This is a genomic window from Mesorhizobium norvegicum (assembly GCF_004919685.1).
GTDB classification, from domain to species: domain Bacteria; phylum Pseudomonadota; class Alphaproteobacteria; order Rhizobiales; family Rhizobiaceae; genus Mesorhizobium; species Mesorhizobium norvegicum.
This window is the reverse complement of sequence record NZ_SMYZ01000182.1, coordinates 1-14,654: the sequence shown is the minus strand read 5'-3', so window position 1 is coordinate 14,654 and position 14,654 is coordinate 1. Positions and strand designations below refer to the sequence as shown.

Here is a 14,654-nt window from a genome sequence, read left to right as displayed (position 1 = left end):
CCGGCGCCGGCGCCGGAAGTCCAGCACTACACCTGCAGCACCGGCAACGCGGCAGACTGCACGATCACGCCTGAAACGCCAGCCACACAGACCGATCCGGCGAAACCCGAAAGCTGCGCGGTCGCCGGCGGTGCGCCGGCCGGGACGACTTGCATCGCGCCGCCGGTCAAGGCCGCCGGTGGGCCGTCGGGCAATTCCGGTCCGACACTCACGGTCAACTACAGCCAGCCGGGAGCCAGCGCCAATGTGCCCGGCAGCGGCGCGGTGATCGCGACCGGCACCATCGGCGTTCTCGGTGCCTCGAACGGAAGCCGCGGCGGCAATGGCAGCAATGGCTATGTCTTTTCGGATGGTGGCGATGGCGGCAACGGCGCCGATGGCGGCACCGTCACCGTCAACGTCACTGGGGCCGTGACGACAAGCAACAATTGCGTGCTGCCCACGGGGTGCCCGAACGCAGGTATCGTCGCGAGCAGTGTCGGCGGCGATGGCGGCGATGGTGGCGATGCCAAGGGTATTTCGGGCGATGCCGGCGATGGCGGCCTGGGCGGTGTCGGCGGCAACGCTACCGTCAACTTCAACGGCGGAAGCGTCGAGACGTCGGGTAATTATTCAGCAGGCATCGTCGCCATCAGTCAGGGCGGCCATGGCGGCAATGGCGGCGGCGGCGGCGGCCTGGTCTTCAACCCGGGCGGCGGCAGCCCGGCCGGCAGCGGCGGCAACGCCAATGTCTTCACGGGCGCCGGCACGACGATCACCACGTATGGCATCTACTCGCATGGTATTGCCGCCCAGTCGATCGGCGGTGGCGGCGGTGGCAGCGCCGGCGGTTTCGGCCTGTTCTCCTCCTCCGGCGGCGGTGGCGGCAATGGCGGCAATGGCGGTATCGTCCAGGTCACCAACAATGCCGCGATCACCACCTGGGGCAACAATTCGCAAGGCATACTTGCCCAGACCATCGGCGGCGGCGGCGGTGACGGCGGCTCGAACTTCGGCCTGTTCGCTTCGGGCGGCAGCGGCAGTCTCGGCGGCAATGGCGGCCCGGCCAATGTCGTGACGGTCGGCGTCACCAACTCGGGCGTGATCATCACGCATGGCCAGGAATCGAACGGCATCCTGGCGCAGTCGATCGGCGGCGGCGGCGGCAATGGCGGCAATTCGGGCGGCCTCGTCTCGCTCGGCGGTGATGGCGCCTCGACCACCAATGGCGGCATCGTCGAGGTGACGAACACGGCTGCCGGTTCGATCAGCACCGACGGCAAGCAGTCCGTCGGCATCTTCGCGCAGTCGGTTGGCGGCGGCGGCGGCAATGGCGGCACTTCCGGCGGCCTGTTCTCGGCTGGCGGTTCCGGCGGCGCCGGCGGCAACGGCGCTCGGGTCACGGTCACCAACGCCGGCGATATCGAGACCGGCAAGATCGCGACCCAGGCCGGCAACACCTCGGCGGACGCGGTCAACTCGGCCGGCATCTTTGCCCAATCGGTCGGCGGCGGCGGCGGCAATGGCGGCGGCGCTTTCGCCGGCGGCATCGGCTTCAGCGTTGCGCTTGGCGGCTCGGGCGGCAGCGGCGGAACGTCCGGCGCGGTGGAAGTGCTGCGCGACGCCAACGATACCGCTTACTCGATCATCACCCACGGCGACATGTCGGACGCCGTTTTCGCGCAGTCGATTGGCGGCGGCGGCGGCAATGGCGGATTCTCGGTTTCGGGTGCGGTGGGAGCGCTTGCGCTCGCCATGGGCGGGGCCGCGGGCAACGCCAGCGACGGCAATACCGTGACAGTGGAGACCGCCGGGTCGCTGACCACCTATGGAAACGGCTCTCGGGGCATCTTCGCACAATCGATCGGCGGTACGGGCGGTAATGGCGGCGCGGCAATCGCGGTTGCGATCAACGCCACCGGCACGTTCGCGGCGGCGATCGGCATTGGCGGCAATGGTGGCGCGGGCGGCGCATCGAAACTCGTCACCGTGTCGAGCCTCAGCGACATTTCGACGGCCGGCGACAATGCCGGCGGTATCGTCGCGCAGTCAGTCGGCGGTGGCGGCGGCAATGGCGGCTATTCGATTGGCGGGGCCATCGGCGGCGCGGTTGGTATTGCGGTCAATATTGGCGGCAAGGGCGCCGGCGGCGGCGCCGGTGCGGACGTCATCGTTGACAGCTCCGGCTCGATCCACACGAAGGGCGACAATTCGACCGGCATCCTGGCGCAGTCGGTCGGCGGTGGCGGCGGCAATGGCGGCTTCACCGTTTCGGCAGCACTTGGTGGCGGCGCGGCGAGTGTCGGCCTTGGCGGCGCGGGCGCCGACGGCAGCACGGCTGGAAACGTCGTCATCAACGCCGACGGCGCCAATCATGCGGTCACCACCAGCTATGCCGGCACCTGGAATCTCGTCACCGAAGGCAAGAATGCTGTCGGCGTCCAGGCTGAGAGCATTGGCGGCGGTGGCGGCAATGGTGGTTTCTCTGGCGGCATCGCAGCCGGTGGCCTTGTCGGCGTCGGCGTCAATCTCGGTGGCACGGGCGGTGGCGGCGGCGATGCCGGCACGGCAACCGTCAACAATGGCAAGAAAGTCGGCAACACCGTCACGCAAAACAGCATCCTGACGATCGACGACGGCTCGATCGGCATCCTGGCGCAATCGATCGGCGGCGGCGGCGGCAATGGCGGTTTCGCCGTGACGCTGAGCGGCTCCGGTTCCTTTGAAGGCGCCGGCGGCTCCGCCTCGGTTTCGATCGGCGGCAGCGGAGCGACGGGTGGCATCGGCAAGCATGCCGAGGTCAACAACTACGGCAACGTCACCACTTACGGCAAACAGGCCGACGGCATCCTGGCGCAATCGATCGGCGGCGGCGGCGGCAATGGCGGCTTCAGCGTCGCCGGCACGTTTACGACAGGCGCGTTGGGCGCTTCGGTCGCCGTCGGCGGTACTGGCGGAACCGGCCAGACGGCTGGTTCGGTGACGGTCAATTCGACCGGCAACATCGAAACGCATGGCGACCAATCAATCGGCATCATGGCGCAGTCAGTCGGCGGCGGCGGCGGCAATGGCGGGTTCGCCGGCGCCGCCGCCATCACGCTGCAAGGCGCGAGCGCTGCGGTCGGTCTCGGCGGCAAGGGTGCGGGCGGCGGCAACGCCGATATCGTCCATGTCACCTCGACCGGCAACATCACCACCTCCGGCGACCAGGCGATCGGCATCCTGGCGCAGTCGGTTGGCGGCGGTGGCGGCAATGGCGGCTCGACCGTCTCGCTGGCACTGGGAATGGACGCCGGCATCGGTGTCGCGCTCGGCGGCAGCGGCGGTGCGGCCGGCGACGGGCTTGGCGTCAACGTCGTCTCGACGGGCAACATTTCGACCGGTGCCGATTTCACGTCCGGTGACGTGCGCGGCACCGGTGCTGCCGGCATCCTGGCGCAATCGGTCGGCGGCGGCGGCGGCAATGGCGGCTTTGCCGGCACACTCGGCGGCGGCAAGTCGATCGCGGTCGGCGTGGCGCTTGGCGGCAAGGGCGCCGGCGGCGGCGGCGGCGGCATCGTCACCGTCACCTCGACTGGCAACATCTCGACCAATTTCGACAATTCGTCCGGCATCATCGCGCAGTCGATCGGCGGCGGCGGCGGCAATGGCGGCTTCAGCGTGGCTGTCAGCGGCGCGCTCGGCGATCCGGATGCGGCAACGGCATCAGTGGCGATCGGCGGCAAGGGCGGCGTCGGCGGCGTCGGCAAGGCCGTCACGGTGACAAGCACCGGCACGATCACCACGACGGGCAAATTCTCCAACGGCATCCTGGCGCAGTCGATCGGCGGTGGCGGCGGCAATGGCGGCTTCGCCGTCGCCGGTTCGGCCACGACCGGCAATGCCGGCATCGGTGTCGGTATCGGCGGCGCGGGTGCGACCGGCTCGATCGCCGGCAATGTGATCGTCAACAGCTATAGCGTTGCCTTGAACGGCCAGCCGGTGTTGCAGGCGCCTGCCGGCACCGCCGCGACGATCTGGACACAGGGTGACAATTCGTCCGGCATCTTCGCGCAATCGGTCGGTGGTGGCGGCGGCTCGGGCGGCTTCGCCGGCAGCCTCGGCATTGGGCTGGGCGGCGGCGGATTGGGTGTCAGTGTCGGCGGCAGCGGCGGAGCGGCGTCGAATGCCGGCACGGTCACTGTCACCAGCTACAACAACATCCTGACCAACGGAAAAGACTCCTTCGGCATCCTGGCACAGTCCGTCGGTGGCGGCGGCGGCAATGGCGGCTTCGCCATCGCGCTCTCGGGCAGCAAGGATCTTGCCGGCAGCGTCGGTGTCGGCGGTTCGGGAACGAGCGGCGGCGACGCCAACATCGTCACCGTCGACAGCCACGGCAACATCGAGACCGATGGCGATGGCTCGCATGCGATCTTCGCGCAATCGGTCGGTGGTGGCGGCGGCAATGGCGGCTTCGCGGTCGCAGGCAGTCTCGGTGGTACGGGCAGCCTGTCGGTCGCTCTCGGCGGCGCTGGCGGCGCCGGCGGCGATGCAAAATCGGTTACTGTCACCAGCACCGGCAATCTGCGCACCGAAGGCGGCAAGGCCGACGGCATCCTGGCGCAGTCTGTCGGCGGCGGCGGCGGCAATGGCGGCTTCACGGGCGCGCTCGCCATCGTCGGCGATGGCGGCGCGATCGGCGTCGGTGTCGGTGGTACGGGCGGCGCTGGCGGCGATGGCGATGTCGTCACGGCCACCTCGATCGGCAACACTGTCACCATCAAAGCCAATTCGAACGGTATCCTGGCGCAGTCTGTCGGCGGCGGCGGCGGCAATGGCGGCGCGGTCGTGACCCTCTCTGGCGCCGGCAAGCAAGGCAGCGCCTCGGTGTCGGTTGGCGGCAAGGGCGGCAGTGGCGGCATCTCCAGGCTGGTCATCGTCAACAACACCGGCACGATCGACACCACGGGGGATCTTTCGAACGGCATCCTGGCGCAGTCGATCGGTGGCGGCGGCGGCAATGGCGGCTTCTCCATCGCCGGCAACATGACGGTCGATGGCGCCGGCGGCGCCAGCGTCAGCATCGGCGGCTTTGGCGGTCTCGGCAAGGATGCCGGCGCGGTCATCGTCAACAGCAATGTCGGTACCACGCTCGCCAACAACAATGCGACGATCCACACCAGGGGCGGCGATGCCAACGGCATCTTCGCGCAATCGGTCGGCGGCGGCGGCGGCAATGGCGGTTTCTCCGGCGCGCTCTCGGTCACCGGTCCGAACGCCAAGGCAGCGATCGGCATCTCCATCGGCGGCCTCGGCGCCGGCGCCGGCAACGGCGAGGCGGTCACCGTCACCTCGGTCGACAACATCCTGACCGAAGGCGCCGGCGCCAACGGCATCTTCGCGCAGTCGGTCGGCGGCGGCGGCGGCTCCGGCGGCTTCTCGTTCGCGGCAGCGGTCAACGGCACGCTCGGCAAGGGGCAGGGCACCAAGGCGGCGATTTCGGCTTCGCTGGGCGGCCTGGGCGGCTCGGCCGGCGACGGCAGAAACGTCACGGTCGACTCGACCGGCATCATCCAGACCACCGGAATCAAGGCGTTCGGCGTGCTGGCGCAGTCGGTCGGCGGTGGCGGCGGCAATGGCGGCCTCAGCGTCACCACCAGCCTCAGCCTTGGTGAGAACGGCAACCAGATCAGCGCCTCCGTCGGTGGCGTGGGCGGCGGCGGCGGCGCCGGCGGCGATGTGCTGGTGACGCGCCACGGCGCGACCATCACCGGAGGCGACCAGGCGGTCGGTCTCTTCGCGCAGTCTATCGGTGGCAGCGGCGGCAATGGCGGCATGTCGATTTCAGGCGTCATCGCCGGGACCGATGCCAAGACCTTGTCGGCGAGCGTCGGCGGCTTTGGCGGCGTCGGCAGCAATGCCGGCAAGGCAACGATCGACAACACCGGCGCTGTTTCGACCTATGGTGTCGAAGCGCATGCCATCCAGGCGCAGTCGGTTGGCGGCGGCGGCGGCAATGGCGGCATGGCCGTCTCAGCGGCCATCGGTTCGCTGGGCACCGGAACCAATCTCAATGTCGGCGTCAGCGTCGGCGGCTTTGGCGGCGACAGCGGCTATGGCGGTGACATCGTCGTGACCAACCACGGCCTGCTGCAGACCGGTCTGCTGGCGGCCGGACAGACGGTTACCAATGGCGATGGCGCCTACGGCATCTTCGCGCACTCGATCGGTGGTGGTGGCGGCTCCGGCGGCAATGCGATCACCGGCGTGCTTGGCCTCAATGGCAACAATGCGGGCACGCAGGCCAATATCAGCGTCGCGGTCGGCGGCTCCGGTGGCAACGGCAACAAGGGCGGCACGGTCACGATCGAGCAGCATGGCGGCATCGAGACGTCGGGCATGGGCGCATTCGGCATCCTGGCGCAGTCGATCGGCGGCGGCGGCGGCACCGGTGGTCGTTCCAACTCGATCTCGCTGCAGCTCGGCGCGAAATGTACGCTGGCCAAGGTCTGCGAACCGGCCGGCGGCAAGCCGAACTGGAACCTGCAGGCGACCGTCGGCGGGGCAGGCGGAACGGCCAATGACGGCAACACCGTCAACGTCGCCAATTACGATTTCATCACCACCCATGGCGACAAGTCGTCAGGCATCGCCGCCCAGTCGATCGGCGGCGGCGGCGGCATGGGCGGCGATGCCTATATCGGCACCACCGGCCTTGTCGCCATTCCCTATGTGCCGCTCGATCCGACAATTCTTCTCGCGCCGCTGGGCACATCCAGCCTGAAGCGCTCCGGCTCGGTCGCCATCGGCGGCAGCGGCACCGGCGGTGGCTCGGGCGGCACCGTCATCGTCAGCAATGAAGGCATCATCACCACGCATGGCCAGAAGTCGGACGGCATCCACGCGCAGTCTGTCGGCGGTGGCGGCGGCGACGGCGGCGACGGCATGGCCGGCGCGGTCGGCACCGTTGGTCTTGGCGGCAGCGCTGGTGCGAGTGGCAATGGTGGCTCCGTGACCGTCACCAACGGCAAGCTCGACCTCTCCCAGGCGACCATGGCCACGATCGAGACCTTCGGCACCACGCCGACGGCGCCGGGCGCCGACGGTCCGACCGTCGATCCACAGCTGGGGCATTCGGCCGGCATCTTCGCCCAGTCGGTTGGTGGCGGCGGCGGATCCGGCGGTGGCGCGGGCGCGCTGCTGGCGATCGGTGGCGGTGGCGGCGCTTCAGGCGCCGGCGGTCACGTCATCGTCAACAATTACGGCGGCATTCTCACCCATGCCGATGATTCCGTTGGCATCTTCGCGCAGTCGGTTGGCGGCGGCGGTGGCGCCGGCGGCTCGCTCGGCATCACCGCGCTCGGGGTCGGCGGCAGTGGCGGCTCCAGCGGTGGCGGCGGCGCGGTCGATGTCGCCAATCTGGCGATGATCGAGACGCATGGCATCGATTCCTATGCGATCCAGGCGCAATCGGTTGGCGGCGGCGGTGGCTCAGGCGGCGGCAAGAATGGCGGCGTCACCGGCTCGATCCCGGCGCTGATCGCCATCGGCGGTTCGGGGGGCTCGAGCGGCGCCGGCGGCGTCGTCACGGTCACCAATTCCAATATCCTGCACACCTACGGCGCCGGCGCCGATGCCATCAATGCCCAGTCGGTCGGCGGCGGCGGCGGCTCGGGCGGACGGGCAATCGGCTTCATCGCGGTCGGCGGCAAGGGCGGCAGCTCCGGCAAGGGCGGCGACGTCACCGTGACCAACAAGGCCGCCGGCGCGATCACCGTCGAAGGCATTGGTGCGCACGGCATCTTCGCGCAGTCGATCGGCGGCGGCGGCGGCAATGGCGGCGGCGCGTTCGCCGCCAGCATCGTGCCGGTCGCGATCGGTGTTGGTGGTGACGGCGGCAGTTCGGGCGACGGCGGCGTCGTCACCGTCAACAATCATGGCCGCATCACCACGATAGAAGATGCGTCGGTGGCGATCTTTGCCGAATCGATCGGCGGCGGTGGCGGCAATGGCGCCATGAGCGTTTCCGCGGCTCTCAGCCCGGGCGCCTTCACCTTCGGTATCGGCGGCGCCGGCGGTGCCAACGGCAAGGGCGGCGACGTCAACGTCACCAATTTCAGCGACGGCATCATCCACACGCAGGGCTTCGGCTCGACCGGCATCATGGCGCAGTCGGTCGGCGGCGGTGGCGGCAATGGCGGCGCGGCCTATTCGGTGGCCGCCGGCGCGGCGGGCCTCTCCATCGCGCTTGGCGGCAAGGGCGCGGCCGGCGGCGACGGCGGCATTGTCACCGTCATCAACAATGGCGCCATGCAGCTCGACGGCGACAATTCGGTGGCGATCTTCGCGCAGTCGGTCGGCGGTGGCGGCGGCACAGGCGGAACCGCGATCGCGGCGACGATCGGGCCACCGGTGTTCATCGGCGGCGACACCGGCGCGACCGGCAAGGGCGGTGACGTCACCGTCACCAACACCGGCCACATCACGCTGACCGGCGACGGCTCGGTCGGCATCTTCGCGCAGTCGGTCGGCGGCGGCGGCGGCGTGGTGACAGCCGGTACCGACGGCATCATCGAGGCCGTCAACCGTGGTAGCGGCAATGGCGGCAAGGTCACCATCAACAGCAATGTCGCCATGACCATCACTGGCGACAATTCGGTCGGTGTGTTCGGCCAGAGCATCGGCGGCGGCGGCGGCGTTGGCGGCCATACCGGTGACTTCCTCGGCTTGAGGATGAACGCGAACTCGACCCCGCAGGGCTTTTCCGGCTCGGCCGGCGGCAGCGGCACCGGCGGCGGCATCGAGTTCACGCAGACGGCGGACCTCGACGTGACCGGCAAGAATTCTTTCGCGCTGATGGAGCAGAGCGCCGGCGGCACCAGCAATGGCGATATCAAGGTGACCATCGCCACCGGCGTGAAGATCACCGGCGGCTCGGGTGCGGGTGCGGGCGTCAACTTCAAGGACGGCAACAACAATTTGCTGACCAACAATGGTCTCGTCCGTTCGATGCTGCTGATCGACGGCTATGCGATGCGTGGCGGCGACGGCAACGACACTTTCGACAATTACTTCGCAACGGTCGGGTCGGTCGGGCTCGGCGGCGGCCTCAACACCTTCAACAACAAGGCCACTGCCCTCTATCTGATGGGCGATACGGTCGATCTCGGCCTGACCGGCCAGCTCAACAATGACGGCTTGGCGGCACCCGGCGGGCTCGACCGCGTGATGACCACCAAGGTCAACGGCAGTTGGTCGCAAGCGGCCACCGGCGTCTATCTGCTCGACCTCGATCTCGACCCCGAGGCCGACCGGATCGATGTGACGGGAACGGCCGACGTCAATGGTTTCGTCAACATCAACATCATGGAGCCAGGCGCGGCCTCGCCGGGCAACGAGGACTACATCATCCTGCACGCGCTTGGCGGCGTGACCGACAAGGGTTTGAAGCTGAACTCCATACCGAGCGCGGTGGCGCAGTATTCGCTGAAATATCCCAATCCCGAGGACATCGTCCTCAATGTCGACATCAATTTCGCCCGCGCCGGCCTGACCGAGAACCAGACGGCGGTGGGTTCGGCGATCAATGCGATCCAGACCGACTTGACGTCGCCGAACTTCACCAAGATCGCCAGCGCGATCTTCTACATCCCGACGCTCGACCAGCTTGGCGCGGTCTACGACACCATCTCGGGCGAGGGCGTCAGCGGCTTCCAGCAGCCAGAGTTCGACGCCAACAGCACCTTCCTGACCGCGATGAACCGGCAGTCGGATGCCTGGCGCATGGGCTTGGCAACAGATCCGATGACCCAGTCGGTGGCGGTGCCGGAGACGGCCTATGCGGAACCGCCGGGCAAAGCCAATCCCTTCGATGCCATGGCGAAGGCGCCGGATGAGCGGCGCTGGAATTACTGGGCGACTGCCGGCGGCAATTCGGGCGTGGTTTCCGGCGATCCTGTCGTCGGCAGTGCGGGCCTCGGCTACAAGTCCGGCAACTTTGCCGCCGGCCTCGACTCGCAGGGCGATCCCGACATCCTGATCGGCTTTGCGCTCGGCGGTGTGGCGTCATCCTTTGCCGTGCCGGACCGCGAAACCTCCGGCAACATCATCGGCGGTCATGCCGGCGCCTATGGCGCGCGCAAATGGGGACAGTTCTACATCAACGGTTCGCTGGCGATGGACCTCTACTCCAACACCACCGACCGCTTCACCTCGGTTCCCGGCGCGCCCGATCCGCTCAACCCAGTCCCCGCGATATCAAGGGAACACTGGACCGGCGATTTCATGAGCGCCGGCTTCGGCACCACGATCGAGGCCGGCTGGCGGCAACCGGTCGGCGCTGGCGCCATCACGCCCTTTGCCGGGCTGCAATTCTCGGCGCTATCGATGCGGGGTTTTTCGGAAAAGTCGCTGGACGACGGTGCGCTGGGGCTGGACTTCGAGCACCGCACGATCATCTCGCTGCCGGTCTCGCTCGGTCTGCAGCTCGACACGACGGTGGCAGTCGGCGAGACCACGACGCTGCAGGCCTGGGGGCGCGCGGCCTGGCTGCATGAGTTCAAGCCGGACCGCTCCGTCGAGCCAACCTTCCAGGCAGCCCCTGGCTATGCCTTCGTCGTCCAGGGTGCTGCGGCGGCGGAAGACGCGATCGCCGTCAACGCTGGCGTCAAGCTGAACTGGGGCAGCGACACATCGGTGTTCGCCACCTTCGACGGCAAGTTCGCCGATCGGGTGCAGACCTATGGCGGCAATGTCGGGTTCAGGGTGAACTGGTAGGCAAGGGCACGGATCAGTCGCCGGCACGGTACCCGCGGACCTATCGCAGGCGGGCCGCTCCAAGACGCTCGCTCTCGCCGCCGTGACTTGCTGGCGCTGGCCCCGTGCGGCCGCCAAGATACGCGACTATGAAAAAAAGCCCGCACCGGCGAACCGGCGCGGGCAACAAGGAGTGTCACGTCAAAGCGCCACTACCCCAAAGCTATCTATTCCGTAGCGCCAGTGGTTTCGTCGGATGTGTCATCCGTCGTGTCTGCCGGATCTTCAGTCGCGTTCTTGGCCAAGAGCTTGTCCAAAGCTGCCTGCAGGGACAGCGTGGCCTGCGGCGATGCCGGCGTGGTCGCCACGACGCTGAGCGCCTTTGTCAAACCGCTGGTGGATGGATCTTTTGCCGCCGCGGATGTCGCAGCTCCATGCCTCTGCGATCCAGCTCCAGCTGAATTCCCGCCGTTACCGTTCGCACCACCGCCGCCGTTACCATGGCCGCCGCCGTTGCCGCCGGGGCCCGCGAAGGCCGGAGAGGCGAGAAGTGTGAGCGCCGCAACCGCTGCGAGCAGGCTGGTTCGAGTTTTCATGGTTCATCCTTCGAGTCGGCCGTCCCGCTTGAGAAATCATGCGACGATGCCAATGAACCCGCCAGACGGACCCTGGTCCCGGTTTGCCGCGCATAAGTCCTATCGCGAACGCGAGCCGGCCGATCCTGCCCCATAGCGGGTCACTTGACGCCATCTCTGCAATTGCATTGTTAGCGAACGGTAAACTATCGCCACGCGGGATGCGGGCTTTTGGGTCGTCTTGCTGCCTTCAATGCCCGTCGATCAGCCAACGAACCCCTTCCTTTGGAGGACAATAGATCGCTGACCAAAAATCAACCGAACTTTTTAGCCATTCGTTCATATATGCGTGCTTTCTAATCTAGGTCATGGCCTTCAATTGCTTCACCCGAACTCGGCTTATAGCGGACGGTATATGCCGGAGCACGGGCGCAAATGTTGCGACCATTTTCGCCTTGACCTTGCCGATCGTTGTCGGCGCCGCCGGCTTCGGTGTCGAAACCTCTTATTGGTACTACAACAGCCTGAGATTGCAGGCGATGGCCGATGCCGCCGCCTATGCCGGCGCGCTTGAGCAGATCTCGGGTTCCGACAAGCCGACCATCGTCGCGGCCGCGACTCAGTCGGCTGCGACGAATGGGTTGGGCTCGGGCACGATCGTCGTCAATACGCCGCCGGCGTCGGGACCGAATACGACGAAGAAAGCTGTCGAGGTGATCGTCGGCCAGAAGCTCGACCGGATGTTCACCTTGATCTTCACGCAGGCCCAGGTTCCCGAACAGGCGCGGGCGGTGGCCCTCATCACCGACGCCTCGAGTGCTTGCATGCTCGCGCTCGATCCGTCCGCTCCGCAGGCGGTGCTGTTTTCAGGCAACACGACCGTGAAAGTCACCGGCTGCTCGGTGATGTCCAATTCGATCGCCTCTGATGCCATCAAGCTTCAGGGCTCGGCGGGCCTCCAGGCCGATTGCCTGCTATCGGCGGGCGGTGTCTCCCTCAGCAATCCCGTCACGACCGTCTGCGCGGCCCCGATCACCCAGGCGTTGCCTGCCGCCGATCCATTTGTCGACCTACCGGCTCCGACGCCCTCGACCCCCTGCCAGAACGACAACAAGGCGACGCTCAGTCCAGGCACCTATTGCAGCGGCATGACGCTGAAGGGCAATGTCTCGCTTTCGCCTGGCGTCTATGTCGTCCAGGGCAGCTTCAAGATAAACGCCAACGCGGCCATCACCGGCAGCGGGGTGACCATCTTCATGTCGGGCAGTTCGACGGTCAGCATGAATGGCAATGCCTCCGTGCAGCTCAGCGCGCCGACTTCTGGCACCTACTCAGGCGTTCTCTTCTACGGCGACAGGACCGGTACCAGCGCATCCAGCACATTCAACGGCACAGCGGACTCGCTGCTGACCGGAGCCATCTACTTCCCCAAGCAGCAAGTGAACTATCTTGGCAACTTCTCGGGCAATGGCGGCTGCACCCGGGTCGTCGCCGATACGATCCAATGGTCTGGGAATTCAACCATCAATCAGGATTGCACGAGCCTCGGAGTGCCCAACATTCCGGCCGCGCGGTCCGTTGCACTGGCCGAGTAGCTTCGTGGAACGCCGATCGATGCCGATCCTTGGCGATGATGCGGGCGTTGCGGCGGTCGAGTTCGCGATGGTGCTGCCCATCCTGTGCCTGGTGCTGCTTGGTATTCTGGACGGCTGGTCCTACGTGACGAGTTCGCTGTCGATGCGCGCCGGCGTCAAGACTGCCGCGAACCTGGTCATGGGCGGATCGAACGATGATACGGCGATCAAGGCCATTGCCATTTCGAGCTGGCAGAATCGGCCGGAGGACGGTCAGGTCACGCTAACCCGGATTTACATGTGCGGGACGACCGTGGTCGTCGCTGGCACCTTGTGCAGCGGGCCGAAGGTGCCGTCGATCTATGTCCAGATCCAGGCATCGGCCACCTGGGTGCCGCCCGTTGCCTTCGGCGCCTTTGCCGCTTCCACCACGATCGGCCACCAGGAGATGATCCGTGTCCGGTAGAGCAAGCGCGTTCAGGCGGGATCGATCGGGTGGCGCCGGATTGGAGTTCGCGCTGATCGCGCCTTTCCTGGTCATGCTGCTGTTCGGGATCTTTGCCTTCGGCTGGTCGATGCACTCGGTCTCCAGTGTTCGTTATACGCTGGAGACGTCGTCGCGCTCGCTGCAGCTTAAGAACACGCTGACCCAGGCCGACATCCAATCGATCGCCACGCAGAAATTGCAGGCCCTGGGTTTGAAGGATGTGAACGTCACGATCGCCATCGACCCGGTGAGTGGCGGCTTCCGCATGGCGCATCTGACCGCCACCTACGCGTTCGTCATCGACTTCCCCTACTTCAATCAATTCCCGGTCAACTACGCGACAACCGTTACCGTGCCGCTGGTCGGTGGCTAGGCTCTGGCCTGCCCGTACGGGCTTTGGCGGTCAATTGACGCAAGCCTGGCATTCCGGCCGGCTTTCGACGGCATAGGGCTATCTTATATATTCGTTAATGCTAATATAAAGATGACGTTGCGTCATGTCCGGGCATTTCTCGGAGTGTGCATTGTGGGGGTTCCAATGAGAGTGGCTATATTTTGCGCGGCTGTCGTTTTCGCTGCGACTGGTGTCGCTGTCGCCAAGGAGAAGAAGGTGGCGGTCAGTGACGCCGCCGCCTTGTGTTCTACCAACCCGCCAGCCAAGAAGCGCGTTCCAAATCTGGACTGCAGTTTTACCGGAACCGCCAAACCGGAAGATAGCGGCGCAAAGGCAAAGCCGCGCCTTGGATACGACTCGAATCCTTGGATCATAACTGGCTTTTGACTTTGGCGGACGCCAAGTTGAAGCGCTGAAGGGGGCCGCCTTAGCCGACGGCGCCCGTTTTCGAAAGCGCCGCGTTGAATCTATCTCTGTTCGCCCCGACGCATCGTGGCAAAGGTGCGCTAAGTGCTTGAGATTTCTGGTACGCCCAAGGGGAATCGAACCCCTGTTACCGCCGTGAAAGGGCGGTGTCCTAACCGCTAGACGATGGGCGCGCTCAGACGAAGCGGCTTATACTGGCGTTGTGCGTAACCGGCAACCCGTCAGGTGCCACCTTGGACAACTTTTTTCCGGGCCTGCCAAATCAGCGAATTCGCCAGGGCTGGCAGGGGTTTGATGATTGGCGGCGACGTCCCATCGCTTCGTCATCCGCGGGCGGAGCAAGGAGCGTAGCGACGCGGCGCAGACCCGAGGATCCATGCCGCGACTTCCGAGCGATACTACGGCGCAGATTCTGCTCCGCTGCGTTCCTCGCAGGACTCCCGGCATGGATCCTCGGGTCTCCGCGACGGAGCTTCGCTCCT

Annotated in this window: 6 protein-coding genes and 1 tRNA gene; 4 read left to right on the top strand and 3 right to left on the bottom strand. The window is 66.5% G+C overall.

Features of this window, described 5'->3' with window-relative positions:
- Positions 1 to 26: 26 nt before the first annotated feature.
- Positions 27 to 218, bottom strand: coding sequence for a hypothetical protein (locus tag FCU66_RS41755; RefSeq protein WP_210239729.1), 192 nt, complete (start codon positions 216 to 218; stop codon positions 27 to 29).
- Between the two features lie 28 nt (positions 219 to 246).
- On the opposite strand from FCU66_RS41755, the gene FCU66_RS41515 reads away from it, so the two are divergent.
- Positions 247 to 10,737: an autotransporter outer membrane beta-barrel domain-containing protein gene (locus tag FCU66_RS41515; protein WP_210239728.1), complete on the top strand. Its 10,491-nt coding sequence runs from the start codon at positions 247 to 249 to the stop codon at positions 10,735 to 10,737.
- Positions 10,738 to 10,943: 206 nt separating this feature from the next.
- Here the strand turns inward: FCU66_RS41515 and FCU66_RS40495 are convergent, their stop codons facing one another.
- The gene (locus FCU66_RS40495) at positions 10,944 to 11,312 is read right to left on the bottom strand and encodes a hypothetical protein (protein WP_136619466.1); all 369 of its coding nucleotides are present in this window, start codon (positions 11,310 to 11,312) and stop codon (positions 10,944 to 10,946) included.
- 347 nt (positions 11,313 to 11,659) lie between these two features.
- On the opposite strand from FCU66_RS40495, the gene FCU66_RS40490 reads away from it, so the two are divergent.
- From FCU66_RS40490 to FCU66_RS40480, 3 genes are read left to right on the top strand one after another with little or no spacing between them, the layout of a single operon-like run.
- Positions 11,660 to 12,886, top strand: a complete 1,227-nt coding sequence (locus tag FCU66_RS40490) for a DUF7305 domain-containing protein (RefSeq protein WP_168991969.1) — start codon at positions 11,660 to 11,662, stop codon at positions 12,884 to 12,886.
- A gap of 4 nt (positions 12,887 to 12,890) precedes the next feature.
- Positions 12,891 to 13,331: a TadE/TadG family type IV pilus assembly protein gene (locus tag FCU66_RS40485; protein WP_246094215.1), complete on the top strand. Its 441-nt coding sequence runs from the start codon at positions 12,891 to 12,893 to the stop codon at positions 13,329 to 13,331.
- Entirely contained in the window at positions 13,321 to 13,725 is a 405-nt protein-coding gene (locus FCU66_RS40480; protein ID WP_136619467.1) for a TadE/TadG family type IV pilus assembly protein, read from the top strand. Before FCU66_RS40485 ends, FCU66_RS40480 begins: the two co-directional genes overlap by 11 nt.
- Before the next feature lie 545 nt (positions 13,726 to 14,270).
- Here the strand turns inward: FCU66_RS40480 and FCU66_RS40470 are convergent.
- Positions 14,271 to 14,345: transfer RNA gene (locus tag FCU66_RS40470), tRNA-Glu, on the bottom strand.
- Between the last annotated feature and the right edge of the window lie 309 nt (positions 14,346 to 14,654).

Coding starts and splice junctions, on each gene's coding strand:
- FCU66_RS40495 (WP_136619466.1), bottom strand. CDS start 11,312: ATGAAAACTCGAACCAGCCTGCTCGCAGCGGTTGCGGCGCTCACACTT.
- FCU66_RS40490 (WP_168991969.1), top strand. CDS start 11,660: ATGGCCTTCAATTGCTTCACCCGAACTCGGCTTATAGCGGACGGTATA.